This window comes from Vibrio breoganii (genome assembly GCF_001677275.1).
Taxonomy (GTDB): Bacteria; Pseudomonadota; Gammaproteobacteria; order Enterobacterales; family Vibrionaceae; genus Vibrio; species Vibrio breoganii.
The window spans coordinates 2,161,700-2,179,055 of sequence record NZ_CP016177.1 but is presented as its reverse complement, the minus strand read 5'-3'; the positions used below and the strand labels follow the sequence as shown (position 1 = coordinate 2,179,055).

Genomic DNA, 17,356 nt, shown 5'->3' with positions numbered 1-17,356 from the left:
AAGGCCACCCGAAGGTGGCCTTTTCCAATCGATTGGTGGAGCTGGCGGGAGTTGAACCCGCGTCCGAAAACCGTTCATCATTGGTACTACATGCTTAGTCGATCTTTAAATTCACCAAGTACCTGCGAACCGACACGCTAGTAAATGACTATCCTGAATTATATTTCGAACTTCATCTCTCAGGCGGGAGAATCCGATCTAGCTAGTTTGGGTTTGACTCTTTGTTGTTCCCCGTCTTACAAGCGGAAGCTAGGGCAAAGAGGCTCTCAGCAGGTTATTAAGCTGCTAGTGCGTAGTTTTCGTCGTTTGCGACTATTTTTTTGCGGCTTTTTACGTGGCCAACCGCCCCACGACATGCACCTCAGACTTCAGAATTCCCGTCGAATCCTAGATCAGCCCCTAGTGTTCTTGCATAGTACCAGAAAAGACTAGCCTGTCTAGCGCCATGCCTACTGGATGCTCAATATTAGCGCAGTTTACTCTTCATAACCCGTGCTTTATCGCGCGCCCAGTCTTTATCTCTCAGATCGGTACGTTTATCGTGTAATTTCTTACCCTTAGCGACACCTATCTTAATTTTAACCCATGAACGCGACCAGTACAGGGATAATGCTGTAAGGGTCATGCCATCACGGTTAATGCTACCGAAAAGGTTGTCTAGCTCACGACGCGAAAGCAGAAGCTTACGGATACGAGTAGGGTTAGCTACAATATGAGTAGACGCTTGGTTAAGTGGTATAATGCTCATACCACTAATGAAAGCCTCGCCATCTTTAAGATAAACGTAGCTTTCAGCGATATTCGCTTTACCCTGACGTAAAGATTTTACCTCCCAACCTTGGAGCTCTAAGCCAGCTTCAAGCTCGTCCTCGATAAAGTACTCGTGACGGGCTTTTTTATTCAGCGCGATAGTATTACTAGACGCTTTGGTTTTTGATTTTTTCTTTGCCATAATGGCGCCATTATACGGATTGCCTTATTATAGGGAAATTCTTTTTACTCGGTTTAGGGTAAAGCTCAATAAAATTAGCGATTTAGTAGTTGAGGAGTAGTTATGCCGCAGGTGACCCGTTCAGCATTGGTATCGTTTAGCGCTGAACAAATGTTCCATTTGGTCAACGATGTCGCGCGATATCCTGAATTTTTACCTGGATGCTCTGGCTCTCAGGTGCATGATTTTGATGATACAAAGATGACAGCCTCTGTGGATGTTTCAAAGGCGGGTATCAGTAAAACTTTTACCACTAAGAATGTATTGCATATTGGTCGTGCGATTGAAATGAATCTGGTTGATGGCCCATTTAAGCACCTTAAGGGCGGTTGGTTCTTTACGCCTCTTGATGAGGGAGCGTGTAAAGTGGAGTTGAAGCTTGAATTTGAATTCTCTAGCCGAATGATAGAAATGGCCTTTGGTAAGGTATTCAACGAGCTGACTTCTAACATGATTAATGCCTTTACCCAGCGAGCAAAACAGGTGTACCCGTGTTATGAGTATTGATTCCGATATGATTCATGTGGAAGTGGTGTATGCACTGCCGCATGAGCAACGAGTAGTGGCACTGGTCGTAAATAAAGAACTGACTGTTGAGCAGATCATAGAGCAGTCGGGGCTGTTAGCCTTGTTTCCTGAGATAGACTTGAAACAGAATAAGGTCGGCGTGTTTAGCCGTAACGTTAAACTTGATGCAACGGTTAGAGACAACGACCGCATTGAGATATATCGACCACTATTGGCCGATCCAAAAGAGATTCGACGTAAACGAGCCGAACAAGCAGCGAAAAAAGCCGCGCAGCAATAAATTGAGAGAAATAAAAAGGGGAGCACATGTGCTCCCTTTTTTTGTGTTTGGTGTTGCGACGCCGTTACTGAATAGCTTGATTGAAAGCTGGGCCTGCGCTGAAGTCACCTTCGATGCGTTCTAGGCGCTCGTCACTGCCAAAGAACACGAAAAGGTTCTTTTGCTCAGGGTCGTTATGACCTTTTGTGAAATGATAGATGTAATACCATTTGTTTGGCTTACCGTTTTCTACCAGCATAGGTGAGCCTAGAACATAGCGTACCTGTTCTTTCGACATGCCAATACGAAGCTGATCTACTGCAGATTGTTCGACAAAATTGCCTTGGCTAATATCAATTCGATAAACCAATTTTTCTAAGAAAGCACAGCCAGATAGCATTGTTAGTGCCAGTGGAACTGCGATTAACCATTTTGTAAGCTGCATATGATCAGGTCTTTAACTTCTAAATAAAACTCGGCAGATAATAAACAAGCTGAGCCAGCTTGTATAGAGAAACAGCCATGAGAGTGGGGATTGCCTGTTATTGACTGTGCAAAATATGACATTTCCCGTGTTTTCATGGCTGTAGACAGTCGGATTTAGCTTGAGTTCCTTTAGGCTGCCATTAACTCTTTGGCGTTGGCCAATGTTGAGGAGGTGATCTCACTTCCTCCTAATAGCCTTGCCAGTTCCTCTACACGTTGCTCTGTATTTAGGGTAAACATTCTTGTTTCTGTGGTGCCGCCCTTGGCTTTCTTGGCGACAAACATTTGCTGATGGCCACTACCGGCGACTTGCGGCAAGTGAGTCACACACAGGATTTGCGTACTTTCACCCAGTTTACGCAGCATTTGTCCAACCACAGCCGCGGTTGGACCGCTGATCCCCACATCCACTTCATCGAAGATTAGGCTAGGGGTTTCTACTTTTTGTGCAGTGATTACTTGAATCGCCAACGAGATTCGTGACAACTCACCACCAGAGGCGACCTTGCCTAATGGCTGTAAAGGTTGTCCAGGGTTAGCCGAGACTAAGTACTCGACATCATCAGTGCCCAGTGGCGATGCATATTTAGGGTCGTTATTAATACTGATATCAAAGCGTGCCTTTTCCATACTTAGCTGGTGCATGCTTTCTGAGATCAGTTTATTGAGCTCTTTTGCATAGCGTTTGCGCGACTTGCTCAGTTTTTCGGAGCTTTTTAAGTACTTCTCTAGGGCTTGCTCTACTTCGGCTTTAAGCTGCTGAATGCGTTCATCGGAGCAATCAAGGGCTTCAATTTGCTTTGCCAGATCTTGATGGTGCTGATACAGGTCTTCAGGCAAAACTAAGTGCTTTTTAGCCAATGACATTACGCGAGAGTAGCGCTCCTCTACCATCTGCATACGCATTGGGTCCATATCGATGGAATCAAGATAATTACGCAGTTCACTGCTCGCTTCTTCCATCTGGATCAAGGCTTCGTTGAGCATTTCGCTGATGCCTGAAAGGGAGCTGTCTAGTTCACCTAATTGCTGGGTTTGATGTATCACATTGTGCAGTAGGGCAATGGCATTAACATCGTCATTGTCGTTAATCACATCAAGGCTTTGTTGAGTTAATGACAGAAGCTCACCGCTATTGGATAGTTTTTTGTGCTCGTCTTCCAGCTCGCTGAACTCATTTTCTAGAAGGGCTAATTCATCTAGCTCTTTAATTTGGTATTCAAGTAGCTGCTTTTGGGCAAGATTTTGTTGACCATTTTGAATGGTTTGCTTGAGCGTGTTATCGGCTTGGCGCCAGGCTTGGTAATGCTTTTGAACATTATTCAGTAAGCTTTGATGCCCTGCATACTGATCGAGCAAGGTGAGTTGATACTCTTTTTTAAGCAATTGGTGGTGGGCGTGTTGCCCATGGATGCTCACCAGTGTCTGGCCTAAGCTCTTAAGCTGAGAAACAGGCACAGGATTACCATTAATGAAGGCGCGAGAGCGGCCATCTTTGCCAATAACTCGACGTAAAATGCACTCCTCACCATCGGTAAGTTCGTTGTCTTCTAGCCAACGCTGTGCACTGAGGTTGCTCTCAATCATAAAGCTGGCGCACAGGTCTACCTTGTCTTCACCTTGGCGAACCATGCCCGAATCAGAGCGGCTTCCCAAGCACAGACCTAAGGCGTCGATAGCAATAGATTTACCAGCACCTGTCTCACCCGTAATGGTGGTCATGCCTGGCTGAAGTTCAATTTGTAGCGATTTTACAATGGCGAAATTATTAACACTAAGATGAGCTAACATACAAAAATCCATAGAATGAAACACTGTATATGGAAACAGTATATACTGGTTTTACATACAGTAAAGTCGCTCAAATAGATTTTTGTTGTTTTTTGTGTGCTGGCTTAAAAAAGTTTGCTCGACCAGCCCAATTTCTCTCGCAGTACATGGTAGTAGCTGTAGTCTTTTGGATGGATAAGTTGCAGTACATTATCACTACGATAAATATGTATCTCATCACCAGGCTCTACAGGCAATGAAATCTGCCCGTCACAGCTCACCTCTTGGGTGCCACGGTTATCCGGAGCTAATACCAACTTAATACGACGATTCCCATCCACTACTAGCGGACGGCTTGATAACGTATGAGGAAACATAGGTACCAAGGAGATGGTGTTTAGGCTTGGGGATAGGATTGGACCACCGCCAGAGAGAGAGTAGGCAGTAGAACCGGTTGGCGTTGAGAGTATCAAGCCGTCAGAACGCTGTGAGAAGGCAAAAGAGTTGTCGATATACACCTCGAACTCAATCATATTAGCCACTTTACCAGGGTGAAGCACTGCTTCGTTGAGCGCCGCATTTTGGCTTTTTACCAGACCGTGACGATGTATCTCAGTTTCTAAAAGAAAGCGCTGTTCTGTGAGGTAATGGCCGTCTAGGACTTCTTCTAAGGGTGCTTTGAAGTTATCGGGGTCTAAATCGGTCAGGAATCCAAGATTGCCCTTGTTGACACCAATGACCGAAATATCAAATCTAGACAGGACACGAGCAGCGCCTAGCATGTTTCCGTCCCCTCCGACTACAATAGCTAAGTCGGCCTCTTTGCCTATTTGCATTAGGTTGCTGAAGACCTTGTCGTCTAATTCGGGTAACAACTCTTGTAGTCGGTCATCAATAAGAATGCGATAGTCTTTTTCAGCAAGCCAATGATAGATCTCATGGTGAGTCTGGATGGCACTGATGTCGCGAGGTTTACCCAAAATAGCGATTGTAGAGAAATGCTTGCTCATTTTAGTCCCAAAATAAATGGTTAGGCTTGATTCAGAAACGATGATCCCCATAATAAAGGCAAGTTGAATTCAGATGCTAATTTTTTGTGGATGCATTTCTGTCAAAATAATAGCACTTTCAGGAATATGCGTATCCGCGTCGGAGAGATCATGAGCGATAAAGAAAACAAGATTAACGAAGAAGAACTAGCACAAGCGGCCAATGAAGCTGAACAAGTTGCAGAAGAAGTGACTGAAGAAGCTGAAGTGATCGGCGGTGAAGGTGACATCGAGTGGAACGAAGAAACTGATGCAGAAGTGGAAGAGTCTAAGGTTGCACAACTAGAAGCTGCATTGCTTCAAACAGAGATGCGTCTTAAAGAACAGCAAGACAGCGTTATTCGCGCTAAAGCTGAAGTAGAGAACATGCGTCGCCGCACAGAACAAGAGATGTCTAAAGCTCGTAAATTTGCGATTAACAAGTTTGCTGAAGAATTGCTACCGGTTATCGATAACCTAGAGCGTGCTATGGAAGCGGCTGACTCTGAGAACGAAGTGGTTAAGCCATTCCTTGAAGGCATCGAAATGACACATAAATCATTTACTGATGTTGTTTCTAAAAACGGTCTAGTAGAAATTAACCCCGTTGGTGAAGCATTCAACCCTGAACTGCACAACGCAGTATCTATGGTTGAAAGCCCAGATCACGAAAGCAATACCGTAACTATCGTATTGCAGAAGGGTTATGAGCTTAATGGTCGTGTGGTTCGTCCTGCGATGGTAATGGTTGCTAAATAAGCGTCCAAAGCATCAAGTTTTAAAAAGAGGCTGTTTTCAGCCTCTTTTTTTGTTTTTTTTTCTGCCCAAGTCTTGAAACAAAGAATCCAGACCCTATCTATGGTGCAGAGCAATTAAACATAAGCTAACTGCTACTAACTAATTTGTAGCTTGGGGTTGAATCCAAGCTAAGCATCCCCACTTATGGGGTAGTAAAGAAACAAATAATCAAATTTTTGGAGATAGCCTGATGGGTAAAATCATTGGTATTGACTTAGGTACAACTAACTCATGCGTTTCAGTTCTAGACGGTGAAAAGCCACGCGTAATCGAAAACGCAGAAGGTGAGCGCACAACCGCATCTGTAATCGCATACACAGACGGCGAGACTTTGGTTGGCCAGCCTGCTAAACGTCAAGCAGTAACCAACCCAGAAAACACGCTATTTGCAATCAAGCGTCTAATCGGTCGTCGTTTTGAAGACGAAGAAGTTCAGCGTGACATCGAAATCATGCCTTACAAAATTGTTAAGGCTGACAACGGTGATGCATGGGTAGAAGCGAAAGGCCAAAAAATGGCTGCTCCTCAAGTATCTGCTGAAGTTCTTAAGAAAATGAAGAAGACTGCAGAAGACTTCCTTGGTGAAGAAGTAACTGGCGCTGTAATCACAGTTCCTGCTTACTTTAACGATGCACAGCGTCAAGCAACTAAAGATGCTGGTCGTATCGCAGGTCTTGAAGTTAAGCGTATCATCAACGAACCAACAGCTGCTGCTCTAGCATACGGCCTAGACAAGTCTGGTGGCGATCGCACTATCGCAGTTTACGACCTTGGTGGTGGTACATTCGATATCTCTATCATCGAAATCGACGAAGTTGAAGGCGAGAAGACGTTTGAAGTTCTAGCAACTAACGGTGACACTCACCTTGGTGGTGAAGACTTCGATAACCGCATGATCAACTACTTGGTTGACGAGTTCAAAAAAGAGCAAGGTATCGACCTTAAAGCTGATCCTCTAGCGATGCAGCGTGTTAAAGAAGCAGCAGAAAAAGCGAAAATCGAGCTTTCTTCTACTACTCAAACTGACGTAAACCTACCTTACGTTACTGCTGACGCGACTGGTCCTAAGCACATGAACGTTAAAGTAACGCGTGCGAAACTAGAAGCTCTAGTTGAAGACCTAGTTCAACGTTCTCTTGAGCCACTTAAAGTTGCTCTAGCGGATGCTGACCTATCTGTAGGCGAAATCACTGACGTAATCCTAGTAGGTGGTCAGACTCGTATGCCTATGGTTCAAGCTAAGGTAACTGAGTTCTTCGGCAAAGAGCCACGTAAAGACGTTAACCCTGACGAAGCAGTAGCAATGGGTGCTGCAGTTCAAGGTGGTGTACTTGCGGGCGACGTAACTGACGTACTTCTACTTGACGTAACTCCACTGTCTCTAGGTATCGAGACTATGGGTGGCGTAATGACTAAGCTAGTTGAGAAGAACACGACTATCCCAACGAAAGCGAACCAAGTTTTCTCTACAGCAGAAGACAACCAGAACGCGGTAACTATCCACGTTCTTCAAGGTGAGCGTAAGCAAGCGTCTTACAACAAATCTCTAGGTCAATTTAACCTAGAAGGCATTCAGCCTGCACCACGTGGTATGCCTCAAATCGAAGTAACCTTCGACCTTGATGCGGATGGTATCCTGCACGTTTCTGCGAAAGACAAGCAGACTAACAAAGAGCAGAAGATCACTATCCAAGCGTCTGGCGGTCTAAGCGACGACGATATCGAGAAAATGGTACAAGAAGCAGAAGCTAACAAAGAAGCGGACAAGAAGTTCGAAGAGTTAGTGACTGTACGCAACCAAGCTGACCAAATGATCCACGGTACTCGTAAGCAAATCGAAGAAGCGGGCGACGCACTTCCTGCTGAAGAGAAGACTAAGATCGAAGCAGCTATCACTGAGCTAGAAGAAGTTAAGTCTGGTGATGACAAAGAAGCTATCGATGCTAAAGTTCAAGCGCTAATGACTGCGGCTCAAAAGCTAATGGAAATTGCTCAACAGCAAGCTCAAGCACAGCAAGCACAAGGTGCTGACGCTGGCCAACAACAGTCTCAAGACGACGATGTTGTTGATGCTGAGTTTGAAGAAGTAAAAGACGAGAAAAAATAATTCTCGACACTATAGCGAGTGAATTCACGATGAAGGTACTGCCTTCTATGGATAACTCGCTCTAGTTTAGAAAATAACTTTTTCTATTCTAACAGTAGCTTATGGGCGTTTAGGGAAACCTTAACGCCCTTCTGTTTGTAATAATAGCTGTCGCTATAGATGATATTTTTAGAACCTAGAACCTAGAACCTAGAACCTCCATCTATATCGATATAAACACTAGGCGGCCAAGCCGCTTGCAGTAAACAATTTGGTGACGAAACACATGTCTAAACGTGATCTTTACGAAGTACTGGGCGTAAGCCGAGACGCTTCTGAGCGTGATATCAAGAAAGCATACAAACGCCTTGCAATGAAGTTCCACCCGGACCGCAACCAAGGTGACGATGGCGCGTCTGAGAAGTTTAAAGAGGTTAAAGAGGCGTACGAGGTTCTTACTGACTCTCAAAAACGTGCAGCCTACGACCAGTATGGTCATGCAGCCTTTGAACAAGGTGGCATGGGCGGTGGCGGCTTTGGTGGCGGCGGCGGTGCTGATTTTGGCGACATCTTCGGTGATGTGTTTGGTGATATCTTTGGTGGCGGCCGTCGTGGCGGCGGTCAACAGCGTGCACAACGTGGCGCTGACCTACGATACAATATGGAACTGACTCTTGAAGAAGCGGTTCGTGGTTGCTCAAAAGAGATCGAAGTTCCTACGCTAGTGGGCTGTGAAGTGTGTGATGGTTCGGGCGCGAAGAAAGGTTCTTCTGCTCAGACGTGTGGCACCTGTCATGGTCATGGTCAGGTTCAAATGCGTCAAGGCTTCTTTGCTGTGCAGCAAGCTTGTCCTACCTGTCACGGTAAAGGCAAGATCATTAAAGACCCGTGTGACTCGTGTCATGGTGAAGGTCGTAAGCACAAAACTAAATCACTTAACGTTAAGATCCCAGCTGGCGTAGATACGGGCGATCGCATCCGTCTATCAGGCGAGGGTGAAGCTGGTGAACACGGCGCTCCTGCGGGCGATCTTTATGTTCAAGTACACGTTAAAGAGCACCATATCTTTGAGCGTGACGGCAGCAACTTGTATTGTGAAGTTCCAGTTAGCTTCACTATGGCCGCTCTAGGTGGCGAAGTAGAAGTTCCTACTCTAGATGGACGTGTAAGCCTGAAGGTTCCTGCTGAAACGCAAACGGGCCGTATGTTCCGTATGCGCAGTAAGGGTGTGAAAGGCGTTCGTGGCGGTCCACAAGGTGACTTGATCGTGAAGCTAGTTGTTGAGACGCCAGTTAAGCTGAACGCTCGTCAGAAAGAACTGCTTAAAGAGTTTGAAGAGTCTTGCGGCGGCGAAGCGGCTAACAAGCATAAGCCAAAGTCTGAAGGCTTCTTCGACGGCGTTAAAAAATTCTTTGATGACCTAACCAGCTAAGTGTTGATTAGCGTTTGATTTGTAAAGGCCAACCTAGTGTTGGCCTTTTTTGTACCAGTAGAAGTATGAGTTTTTGCGTCTTATCCCCTAAGATACTTTTGCCAGATTTACCTTCGTTGCAGAGTCAACTAGTGTTCGGTTATGAACACGACAATCAAGAGCATTAAGGGTTACTCTCTCATCGAGGTATTGGTATGTTGTTTGTTATTGGGGATAACAGGCCAGTGGGTCGTTAGCCCAGTTCAGCAGCAACTTGATAATCTCAAAATGAAGCGTGCGGTAGCTCAAGTTCATACCGCTTTTATTGCTGGGCGAGATGCCGCCTATGGAATGAAAAAGGACCTATGGCTTCATATTCAATCAACACCCAGCAATAGCTATATCGCCCTCCATATAGATGCCGATGCGCGCACTGCATCTTCCATATTCAATAAGGCGATTAACCCTCAGACCCTCTCCGATGTTTCTTTAAGCTCGACCACAACAGTACTGCGATTTTCAGGCCTAACCGGCAGGCCATCGGGCAACGGCAATATCAGTGTTTGGCTAGATGCGGAGAGTAAGATCAAAGTGATCTACCATGACATTACTGGAAGAATCAGGATTTGCGCTGCCGGTGAACGTACTTATGGCTATAGCACATGCTAAGGGCACAAAGCGGTCTATCACTGCTTGAGTTGGTCCTCGGGCTTGGCCTGTCCAGTTTGCTGTTGCTCTCTTCTTCTACCTTATTTGTGCACCAGCAGCAGTTGTTGTCACAGCAAATCAAACGCACGCAACTGCTCATCGCCAGTCATCATCTAGCCACTTACCTAAGAAGTGAAGTAAGAAGGGCTGGGTACGCACAATCTTATGGCATCGAGATACAAGGAGCAAAAATTTCTCTGGGTTACAAAGATGAAGCAGGAGAGTATCGCCGAGTATCAATTTGGCGAGATGCGTTGCAGTACAAACTCAAGTATTGCGCTGGCTCTCACGGGTCCGAATTACCCTTGCTCGATACCTGCTCTGACACCATCAACTTTTCGATGTTGAACGACAAGCTTTTATCTATGAGGGACTTTGAGGTTACCAAGGCTTCTGATGACGGAAGTTTACTGCGCATTGACTATGCCATAGCGCTAAAAGGAGAGTCTCCTAGAGCCAATGCTATCTATGTGGCATCACGTAACATGCAAGTAGATGGCGATGCATCACAGTAGAGGGTATGTACTCTTTTTGGTGTTAGTACTTCTATTTGTAATGGGGTTTATCGCATTAGATAACTCTCGCTATTTGACCGATTCAATGAAGTGGCAAGCACTCCTGCACCACAAGCGGCTGAACCTCGATTGGCAACTCGAGTCGGCCATCAATTGCTTGGCTATCCATACCACCTCGCTACACACACTACCAACGGCGCAATGCGCGCAAGATGGCAACACTAACTTGTCGCTTGAAGCCCAAGAAATGAAGAACCAGTTTAAGCTTCAAGCAGACCAAGGAAGCATAGCGAGCAGCGCTGTTATGATCCTTGGGGAGATGGAACACGATGTGGCAATTGCCTCAAACCAGGCTTTACCGCAGGGCATATTGGGATCTTCGATATTCGTTGGACCATCGGTGGTTTCGCATTTCTTTGGATATACAGATCTCAGCCTCTTAAAACCGCGCTGGGGGGAAGAAATTGAAGTGACGTCAAAGCAGGCTTGCGGTGATGACCTTTTACTAAAAAGTGCGAATGGTGCTCGCAGTTTCGTCATTATTGGCCATTGCTCTATTAGCACTTATCACTGGGATCAATTAACCGCTTTATCCTCAGCTGAGCCATTTTTTCTATTGTTTGTTGGCGGCGACTTGACCTTTTCTGGCACTCAAACACTACAGGGAGTCATCGTAATCTGGCACTCAGAGGAGGAAAGCTTTGAGGTTAGTATTGTCGCAAATCCAATGATTGAGGGAGGATTGTTTTTTGAGCTTTCAGCGCCGATTTTGCTTGAGCAAGGCGTCCTAGAGGTTGTGGAAAATGAAGCGCATCTTATGACGTCTAGGTTTAGGTTTGCTAAGCGAGAATGGCTCAAAGGCAGTTGGCGTGACTTCTAATTGTTCTTTCAGGGAGTTGGGGGCTTCCATGCTTGAGGTATTGGTATCCGTCGCTTTGGTGTCACTGCTGTCGCTGAGTTTGATTCAAGGTGGCGTGTTTTTGCAAAGAGAGTCGAAGCACGCAGAGCAATCCTTACTTGTACTGCATCATATGGAAAACTATTTGGAGTACGCCCGCATTAGGACGATTGCAGGCACTGCCATCGACCCGCAGTGGCCAGCGTTAGAAGAGCTCAGTGTTGATATGACGCTCTCTAGTAGTAATCAAACATCATCTGTGGGCGTATTGGGGACCAAGCTAGAGGTTGCTGCTAGTTGGGTCAATCCATGGGGTCAGCCTGAATCTGTTGCGATATCCACTTGGGTAGCATTTCATTAACTCTATATTAACTGCTCGCCATCAAATGTTGCAGAGAGTAATAATCAACGATATGAATACATAAAGTATCGTTTAGGTAACCGCTCGGTTGCGTTTGTGGATTAATTGTAGATTTACCTGTAATGGGATTATTTTGCACTTGTTAACTGGGTGCAAAATAAGCGCCAGACACCTCATTTTGCAAACTTAGATTCTGTTTTTTCGCATTAGTTTGGGTAAAATGTGCGCCCTAATAAAAATAATACCAATTTTTTAGCATTTTACATTTTTGTAAAAGTCACAGAGCGGTAATCTAATGAGCAACCAAGCAGCACACACAACACCTAAACAAGGTGGCATGGATCGCTTCTTAAACCTGATAGAAAAAGCAGGTAATAAGATCCCAGATCCAGCTATCTTATTCTTTTGGGCATTAATCATAGTTTGGGTATTTTCAGCCCTACTTTCTAATGTCTCTTTTGACCTAATTAACCCGCGTACCGGTGATCCTCTTGAGATTACAAACCTATTAACCGGTGATGCGTTGGCCCACTTCCTTGCGAACATGGTAACGACCTTCACAGGCTTTGCTCCTTTAGGTATCGTTCTGGTTGCAATGTTGGGTGTTGGTGTAGCAGATTCTTCTGGCTTCATCACTACGGGTCTAAAGAAGATGTTGAGCTTCACGCCAGCTAAACTTCTTACTCCAATGCTTATCCTTGTTGCTATCGTGTCTCACACAGCAGCAGATGCTGGCTACGTATTGGTTATCCCACTAGGTGGTATCATCTTCCACGCTGCGGGTCGTCACCCTCTAGCGGGTATTGCAGCTGCATTTGCAGGTGTATCTGGTGGTTTCTCTGCGAACTTTATTCCTTCTGGTATCGACCCGCTTCTAGCTGGCTTTACTCAGACGGCGGCAAACGTTCTAGACCCTGAATACATTGTTAACCCACTAGCAAACATCTACTTCACTGGCCTATCTTCAGTATTGATTGTTGCTATCGGTTGGTTTGTTACTGAGCGCATCATCGAACCTCGCCTAAACGCGACCACTAAAGTAGATGAAGACGCTGAAGAAGCACCTGATCTTGGCTCTATGACTGAGCTAGAAGCGAAAGCATTCAAATACGCTGGTTGGTCAATGATCGCGGGTATTGCACTACTTGTATTTGCAATCATGCCTGAGAACTCTGCACTGCGTTCTCCTGAAGGTGAGATCACCGCATTCTCTGCGCCGATCATGCAGTCAATTGTTCCATTGATCTTCATCCTATTCATCATTCCTGGCATCGTATATGGCCGAGTGGTAGGTAAGTTCTCTAGCAGCAACGACGTCATCAAATCTATGTCTGACACCATGAACACTATGGGTGCGTACATGGTAATGTCATTCTTCTGTGCTCAGTTCCTAGTGGCGTTTGGTCAATCAAACATCGGTACTATGCTAGCGCTATACGGCGCTGAAGGCCTAAAAGCGATGAACCTTCCAGGTGAAGCAACGGTTGTTGGCATGATTCTACTGACAGCGATGGTTAACCTTCTTGTAGGTTCTGCATCGGCTAAGTGGGCACTGATTGGTCCTATCCTAGTTCCAATGTTGATGGCGGTGGGTATCTCTCCTGAGCTATCTCAGGCTGCATACCGTGTGGGTGATTCTGTATCTAACATCATCTCTCCACTAATGGTGTTCTTCCCTCTAGTTGTGGTTTATTGCCAACGCTACGTTAAGAACACAGGTATCGGTACCCTAGCTTCTCTAATGATGCCATTCTCAATCGCAATGCTGATTGGTTGGACTATCTTCTTGCTAGCTTACTGGGCTCTTGGTATCCCACTAGGTATCCAAGCACCTTACACTTACACTATGTAAGTGACTTATAGATAAAAGAAAAGCCCGCCTATTTAGGCGGGCTTTGTTGTTTCTACGGGTTGGTATTACAGGTGTTTAGCGTGGAAGGCTAGATGATCATCGATAAAGCTTGAGATAAAGAAATAACTATGGTCATAGCCAGCCTGCATACGAAGCTCAAAGTCCAGTTGCTGCTGTGCTGCCACATCAATGAGATGGTTAGGCTTCAGCTGCTCTTCTAAGAAGCCATCAGCATCACCTTGGTCAACCAGAATCGGCAATTGACAGCCGTGCTTTGCCAGCAGCTTACATGCGTCATACTCTTGCCATTGCGCTTGCTCATTACCTAGATAGTTTGAGAATGCCTTGATGCCCCAAGGGCATTCGGTCGGGTTGGTAATAGGACTAAACGCTGAGATTGATTGGTATTTGTCTTGATTCTTCAGCCCTATGATCAAGGCGCCATGACCGCCCATGCTGTGTCCTGAGATCGCTTTCTTGTGGGTGACCGGAAACTGCAACTCAATCAAAGCGGGCAATTCATCAACCACATAGGAGTACATCTGATAGTATGCGTTCCAAGGCGCTTCGGTGGCGTTTAAGTAAAACCCTGCTCCTAGTCCGAAGTCATAGGCTTTGTCGCTGTCATCGGGTACTGAGTCACCTCTAGGGCTAGTGTCGGGAGCGACAATAGCAATACCCAATTCGGCAGCCTTGCGAAAGGCCCCGGCTTTTTGCATGAAGTTTTCATCGGTGCAGGTGAGTCCCGAAAGCCAGTAGAGCACAGGCACAGGGTGTTGCTCGGCCTGCGGGGGTAAGAAGATGGCAAAGGTCATCTCACATTGTGTAGCGCTGGATTGATGAGTAAATCGTTGATGCAACCCACCAAAGACTTTTGTTTCACTGATTTTGTTGATGCTCATAAAGGGTTCCCAAAATAAAAAAAGCGGCGCTACATCCTGGATATAGCGCCGCTATTACTGCTGTTATTTATCGAAATGGATTACCGTTCGAATACTTTCACCTCGGTGCATTAGGTCAAAGGCTTCGTTGATGTCTTCAAGGCCCATGGTGTGAGTGATGAACTCTTGCAGGCCAAACTCGCCAGCCATATAGCGATTTACAATCTCAGGCAGTTCAGAGCGGCCTTTCACCCCGCCAAATGCACTTCCGCGCCATACGCGCCCAGTGACTAACTGAAATGGACGAGTAGAGATCTCTTGCCCTGCACCGGCAACACCAATGATAACGGATTCGCCCCAACCCTTGTGACAACACTCAAGGGCAGAACGCATCACATCGACATTACCAATACATTCAAATGAGTACTCAACACCGCCATCCGTCATCTCAACGATCACTTCTTGGATTGGCTTATCGTAGTCTTTAGGGTTAATGCAGTCGGTAGCGCCTAGTTGCTTCGCTAATTCAAACTTACTTTCGTTGATATCAACGCCGATGATGCGATTCGCTCCAGCCATTTTCGCCCCAATGATTGCCGACAGACCGATACCGCCAAGGCCAAAGATAGCCACGTTATCGCCTTTTTCTACCTTGGCTGTATTCAATACCGCGCCCATACCTGTGGTAACCCCACAGCCTAGTAAGCACACCTCTTCAAGAGGGGCATCTTTGTTCACTTTTGCCAAAGAGATCTCAGGCAATACTGTGTATTCAGAGAAGGTAGAGCAACCCATATAGTGATAAATAGGCTGGCCATCTTTGTAGAAGCGTGTTGTACCATCTGGCATCAAGCCCTTGCCTTGGGTTTCGCGTACCGCTTGGCATAGGTTGGTCTTACCTGATTTACAGAACTTACACTCGCCACACTCTGCGGTATAAAGAGGAATTACATGATCACCTACAGAGACACTGGTGACGCCTTCGCCGACCATCTCTACAACACCGCCACCCTCATGGCCGAGAATTGACGGGAAGATACCCTCTGGATCTTCGCCCGATAGAGTAAATGCATCGGTATGACATACGCCGGTTGCGATGATCTTTACCAGAACCTCGCCTTTTCGAGGCAACATGACATCCACTTCTTCCATAGTCAGTGGTTGGTTTGGTCCCCAAGCAACAGCTGCGCGTGATTTGATAAATTGGTCGGTCATAGTGATTTCCTATTGGCGAAAGGGTTAGTTAAAACTTTAGACTATGAGAACGATTATATTGTTTCTTTTATGATGATAAACTAGCCTTTTTGAAAATCACTTTTACGCAGGTGTAATAATGAGTCAGTGGGAAGGCATTGAAGAGTTCGTTGCTGTGGCGGATAGTGAAAGCTTCACTAAGGCAGCGCTCGCGCTCGATACCTCTGTTGCTCAGATCAGCCGTCGATTATCCGCTTTAGAAGCTCGATTAGGCGTCAAACTGGTACACAGAACAACACGCAGAGTATCAGTGACGGATGTTGGGCTAGGGTATGCTGAGCATTGCCGTATGCTACTTGATGGGCTCGCAGAAGCAGAAAGAGAGGTTACCGAATCGCACTCTTTACCTATCGGCCGTTTGCGAATCACGGCGCCCACTACCTATGGAGAATCGGTGATAGCGCCCTTGCTGATGGAGTTTGTTGCGCTTTATCCTCAGCTCGAGCTGGATTTGCAATTGAGTAACGATAGGCTAGACCTCATCGCTGATAAATTCGATATTGCGATTCGTATCGGCGAGCTTCCGGACTCCACTCTCATTGCAAAGAAGCTCTCGGAGCGTCAGCAATATGTGTGCGCAAGCCCTGACTATATTGCTGAGCATGGAGAAGTTCCACATCCCTCTCAGTTGGCTGACTATGATTGCCTGTTGAGCTCCTCTTCTACCTGGCGTTTTCTGGAAAATAACAAAAAGCTCAACCTTACGATGAGAGGGAGCTTTCGATGCAATAGCGGAAATGTCCTGACTGCAGCTGCTTTGCAAGGGCGAGGTGTCGTTCAGCTTCCTGACTTCTATGTGGCGTCGCATATAGAAAAGAACAACCTAGTAGAGCTGCTCCCTGATTATCGCTGCGAGCGAGAGCCTATCTGGGCACTGTATCCACAAAACCGTCATCTTTCACCTAAAGTCAAAATGGCAATTGAATTCTTGAGCGCGAAACTGGCTCAGGGTACATTGCCCTCAAATTAATTCGTAGGCCTTGATATGAGCGAAATAAACACTCCATCCTTTTCTGAACAAGACCATCATTATATGCAGCGTGCTATAGAGCTTGCGCAAAATGCAGAAGATGAAGGCGAGGTGCCGGTAGGCGCGGTTCTGGTAAGAGATAATGAAATCATTGCTGAAGGCTGGAACCGTTGTATTGGCGCTCACGATGCGACCGCTCATGCTGAGATCCAGGTACTGCGAAAGGCCGGTGAGGCTTTGCAAAATTATCGACTGCTTGATACCACCTTATACGTCACTCTTGAGCCTTGCCCTATGTGTGCAGGTGCCTTATTGCATAGTCGAGTAAAACGTATTGTGTTTGGTGCGCAGGATCTCAAAGCTGGAGCGGCAGGAACGGTGCTTGATCTATTTGAAAGCCAAGCGGCTTATCATTACGCTACGGTTGAATCGGGCTTGATGGAAGTAGAATGCAGAGAACAATTGCAGGCGTTTTTTAAAAGGCGCAGGAAAGAGCAGAAAGAATTAAAGCGTTTGAAAAGAGAGGCTGAGCAGAAGGGGGATTAGGCAAACATTCAACT

Annotated in this window: 18 protein-coding genes and 1 other RNA gene; 12 read left to right on the top strand and 7 right to left on the bottom strand. The window is 46.0% G+C overall.

What is annotated here, in order from left to right:
• Positions 1-33: 33 nt before the first annotated feature.
• Positions 34-400: a transfer-messenger RNA gene (gene ssrA, locus A6E01_RS10045) on the bottom strand.
• A gap of 66 nt (positions 401-466) precedes the next feature.
• On the bottom strand, positions 467-952 hold the full coding sequence (smpB, locus tag A6E01_RS10040) for an SsrA-binding protein SmpB (RefSeq protein ID WP_017028295.1): 486 nt from the start codon (positions 950-952) through the stop codon (positions 467-469).
• A gap of 102 nt (positions 953-1,054) precedes the next feature.
• Here smpB and A6E01_RS10035 point away from each other — a divergent pair, with 102 nt between their 5' ends.
• Entirely contained in the window at positions 1,055-1,498 is a 444-nt protein-coding gene (locus A6E01_RS10035; protein WP_065210161.1) for an SRPBCC family protein, read from the top strand.
• Complete coding sequence (locus A6E01_RS10030; RefSeq protein ID WP_065210160.1) at positions 1,488-1,799, top strand: RnfH family protein; 312 nt, start codon at positions 1,488-1,490, stop codon at positions 1,797-1,799. Before A6E01_RS10035 ends, A6E01_RS10030 begins: the two co-directional genes overlap by 11 nt.
• A gap of 64 nt (positions 1,800-1,863) precedes the next feature.
• On the opposite strand, the gene A6E01_RS10025 is transcribed toward A6E01_RS10030, so the two are convergent.
• From A6E01_RS10025 to nadK, 3 genes are all read right to left on the bottom strand, one after another.
• Positions 1,864-2,223, bottom strand: a complete 360-nt coding sequence (locus A6E01_RS10025) for an outer membrane protein assembly factor BamE (protein ID WP_017032689.1) — start codon at positions 2,221-2,223, stop codon at positions 1,864-1,866.
• Between the two features lie 170 nt (positions 2,224-2,393).
• Positions 2,394-4,055 (bottom strand): DNA repair protein RecN, encoded by a 1,662-nt coding sequence (gene recN, locus A6E01_RS10020; protein WP_065210159.1) that lies wholly within the window; start codon positions 4,053-4,055, stop codon positions 2,394-2,396.
• A 104-nt stretch (positions 4,056-4,159) separates the two neighbouring features.
• A complete protein-coding gene (gene nadK, locus A6E01_RS10015) occupies positions 4,160-5,044 on the bottom strand; it encodes an NAD(+) kinase (RefSeq protein ID WP_065210158.1) in 885 nt (294 codons plus the stop codon).
• A gap of 150 nt (positions 5,045-5,194) precedes the next feature.
• Between nadK and grpE the strand changes: the two genes are divergently transcribed.
• The 8 genes from grpE to A6E01_RS09975 all read left to right on the top strand — a co-directional run bounded on the left by grpE (position 5,195) and on the right by A6E01_RS09975 (position 13,691).
• The gene (grpE, locus tag A6E01_RS10010; RefSeq protein ID WP_017028289.1) at positions 5,195-5,821 is read left to right on the top strand and encodes a nucleotide exchange factor GrpE; all 627 of its coding nucleotides are present in this window, start codon (positions 5,195-5,197) and stop codon (positions 5,819-5,821) included.
• Positions 5,822-6,050: 229 nt separating this feature from the next.
• The gene (gene dnaK, locus A6E01_RS10005; RefSeq protein WP_017243418.1) at positions 6,051-7,967 is read left to right on the top strand and encodes a molecular chaperone DnaK; all 1,917 of its coding nucleotides are present in this window, start codon (positions 6,051-6,053) and stop codon (positions 7,965-7,967) included.
• A gap of 265 nt (positions 7,968-8,232) precedes the next feature.
• Positions 8,233-9,378 carry a molecular chaperone DnaJ gene (dnaJ, locus tag A6E01_RS10000; protein ID WP_017028287.1) on the top strand — a complete coding sequence of 382 codons (1,146 nt, stop codon included), beginning with the start codon at positions 8,233-8,235 and terminating at the stop codon, positions 9,376-9,378.
• 141 nt (positions 9,379-9,519) lie between these two features.
• Complete coding sequence (locus A6E01_RS09995; RefSeq protein ID WP_065210157.1) at positions 9,520-10,026, top strand: hypothetical protein; 507 nt, start codon at positions 9,520-9,522, stop codon at positions 10,024-10,026.
• Positions 10,020-10,580 carry a hypothetical protein gene (locus A6E01_RS09990; protein ID WP_065210156.1) on the top strand — a complete coding sequence of 187 codons (561 nt, stop codon included), beginning with the start codon at positions 10,020-10,022 and terminating at the stop codon, positions 10,578-10,580. The genes A6E01_RS09995 and A6E01_RS09990 overlap by 7 nt, the downstream gene beginning before the upstream one ends.
• Positions 10,567-11,460: a hypothetical protein gene (locus A6E01_RS09985; protein ID WP_237334472.1), complete on the top strand. Its 894-nt coding sequence runs from the start codon at positions 10,567-10,569 to the stop codon at positions 11,458-11,460. Before A6E01_RS09990 ends, A6E01_RS09985 begins: the two co-directional genes overlap by 14 nt.
• 28 nt (positions 11,461-11,488) lie before the next feature.
• Entirely contained in the window at positions 11,489-11,839 is a 351-nt protein-coding gene (locus tag A6E01_RS09980) for a hypothetical protein (RefSeq protein WP_065210155.1), read from the top strand.
• A 295-nt stretch (positions 11,840-12,134) separates the two neighbouring features.
• The gene (locus A6E01_RS09975) at positions 12,135-13,691 is read left to right on the top strand and encodes an AbgT family transporter (protein ID WP_065210154.1); all 1,557 of its coding nucleotides are present in this window, start codon (positions 12,135-12,137) and stop codon (positions 13,689-13,691) included.
• A gap of 65 nt (positions 13,692-13,756) precedes the next feature.
• Here the strand turns inward: A6E01_RS09975 and fghA are convergent, their stop codons facing one another.
• Positions 13,757-14,593 (bottom strand): S-formylglutathione hydrolase, encoded by an 837-nt coding sequence (gene fghA / locus A6E01_RS09970; RefSeq protein WP_017028281.1) that lies wholly within the window; start codon positions 14,591-14,593, stop codon positions 13,757-13,759.
• A 63-nt stretch (positions 14,594-14,656) separates the two neighbouring features.
• A complete protein-coding gene (locus tag A6E01_RS09965; protein ID WP_017243412.1) occupies positions 14,657-15,787 on the bottom strand; it encodes an S-(hydroxymethyl)glutathione dehydrogenase/class III alcohol dehydrogenase in 1,131 nt (376 codons plus the stop codon).
• A gap of 118 nt (positions 15,788-15,905) precedes the next feature.
• Between A6E01_RS09965 and A6E01_RS09960 the strand changes: the two genes are divergently transcribed.
• Both A6E01_RS09960 and tadA read left to right on the top strand, forming a co-directional pair.
• Positions 15,906-16,796, top strand: coding sequence for a LysR substrate-binding domain-containing protein (locus A6E01_RS09960; protein ID WP_017243411.1), 891 nt, complete (start codon positions 15,906-15,908; stop codon positions 16,794-16,796).
• 15 nt (positions 16,797-16,811) lie between these two features.
• Positions 16,812-17,342, top strand: a complete 531-nt coding sequence (gene tadA, locus A6E01_RS09955; protein WP_017028278.1) for a tRNA adenosine(34) deaminase TadA — start codon at positions 16,812-16,814, stop codon at positions 17,340-17,342.
• Positions 17,343-17,356 lie beyond the last annotated feature (14 nt).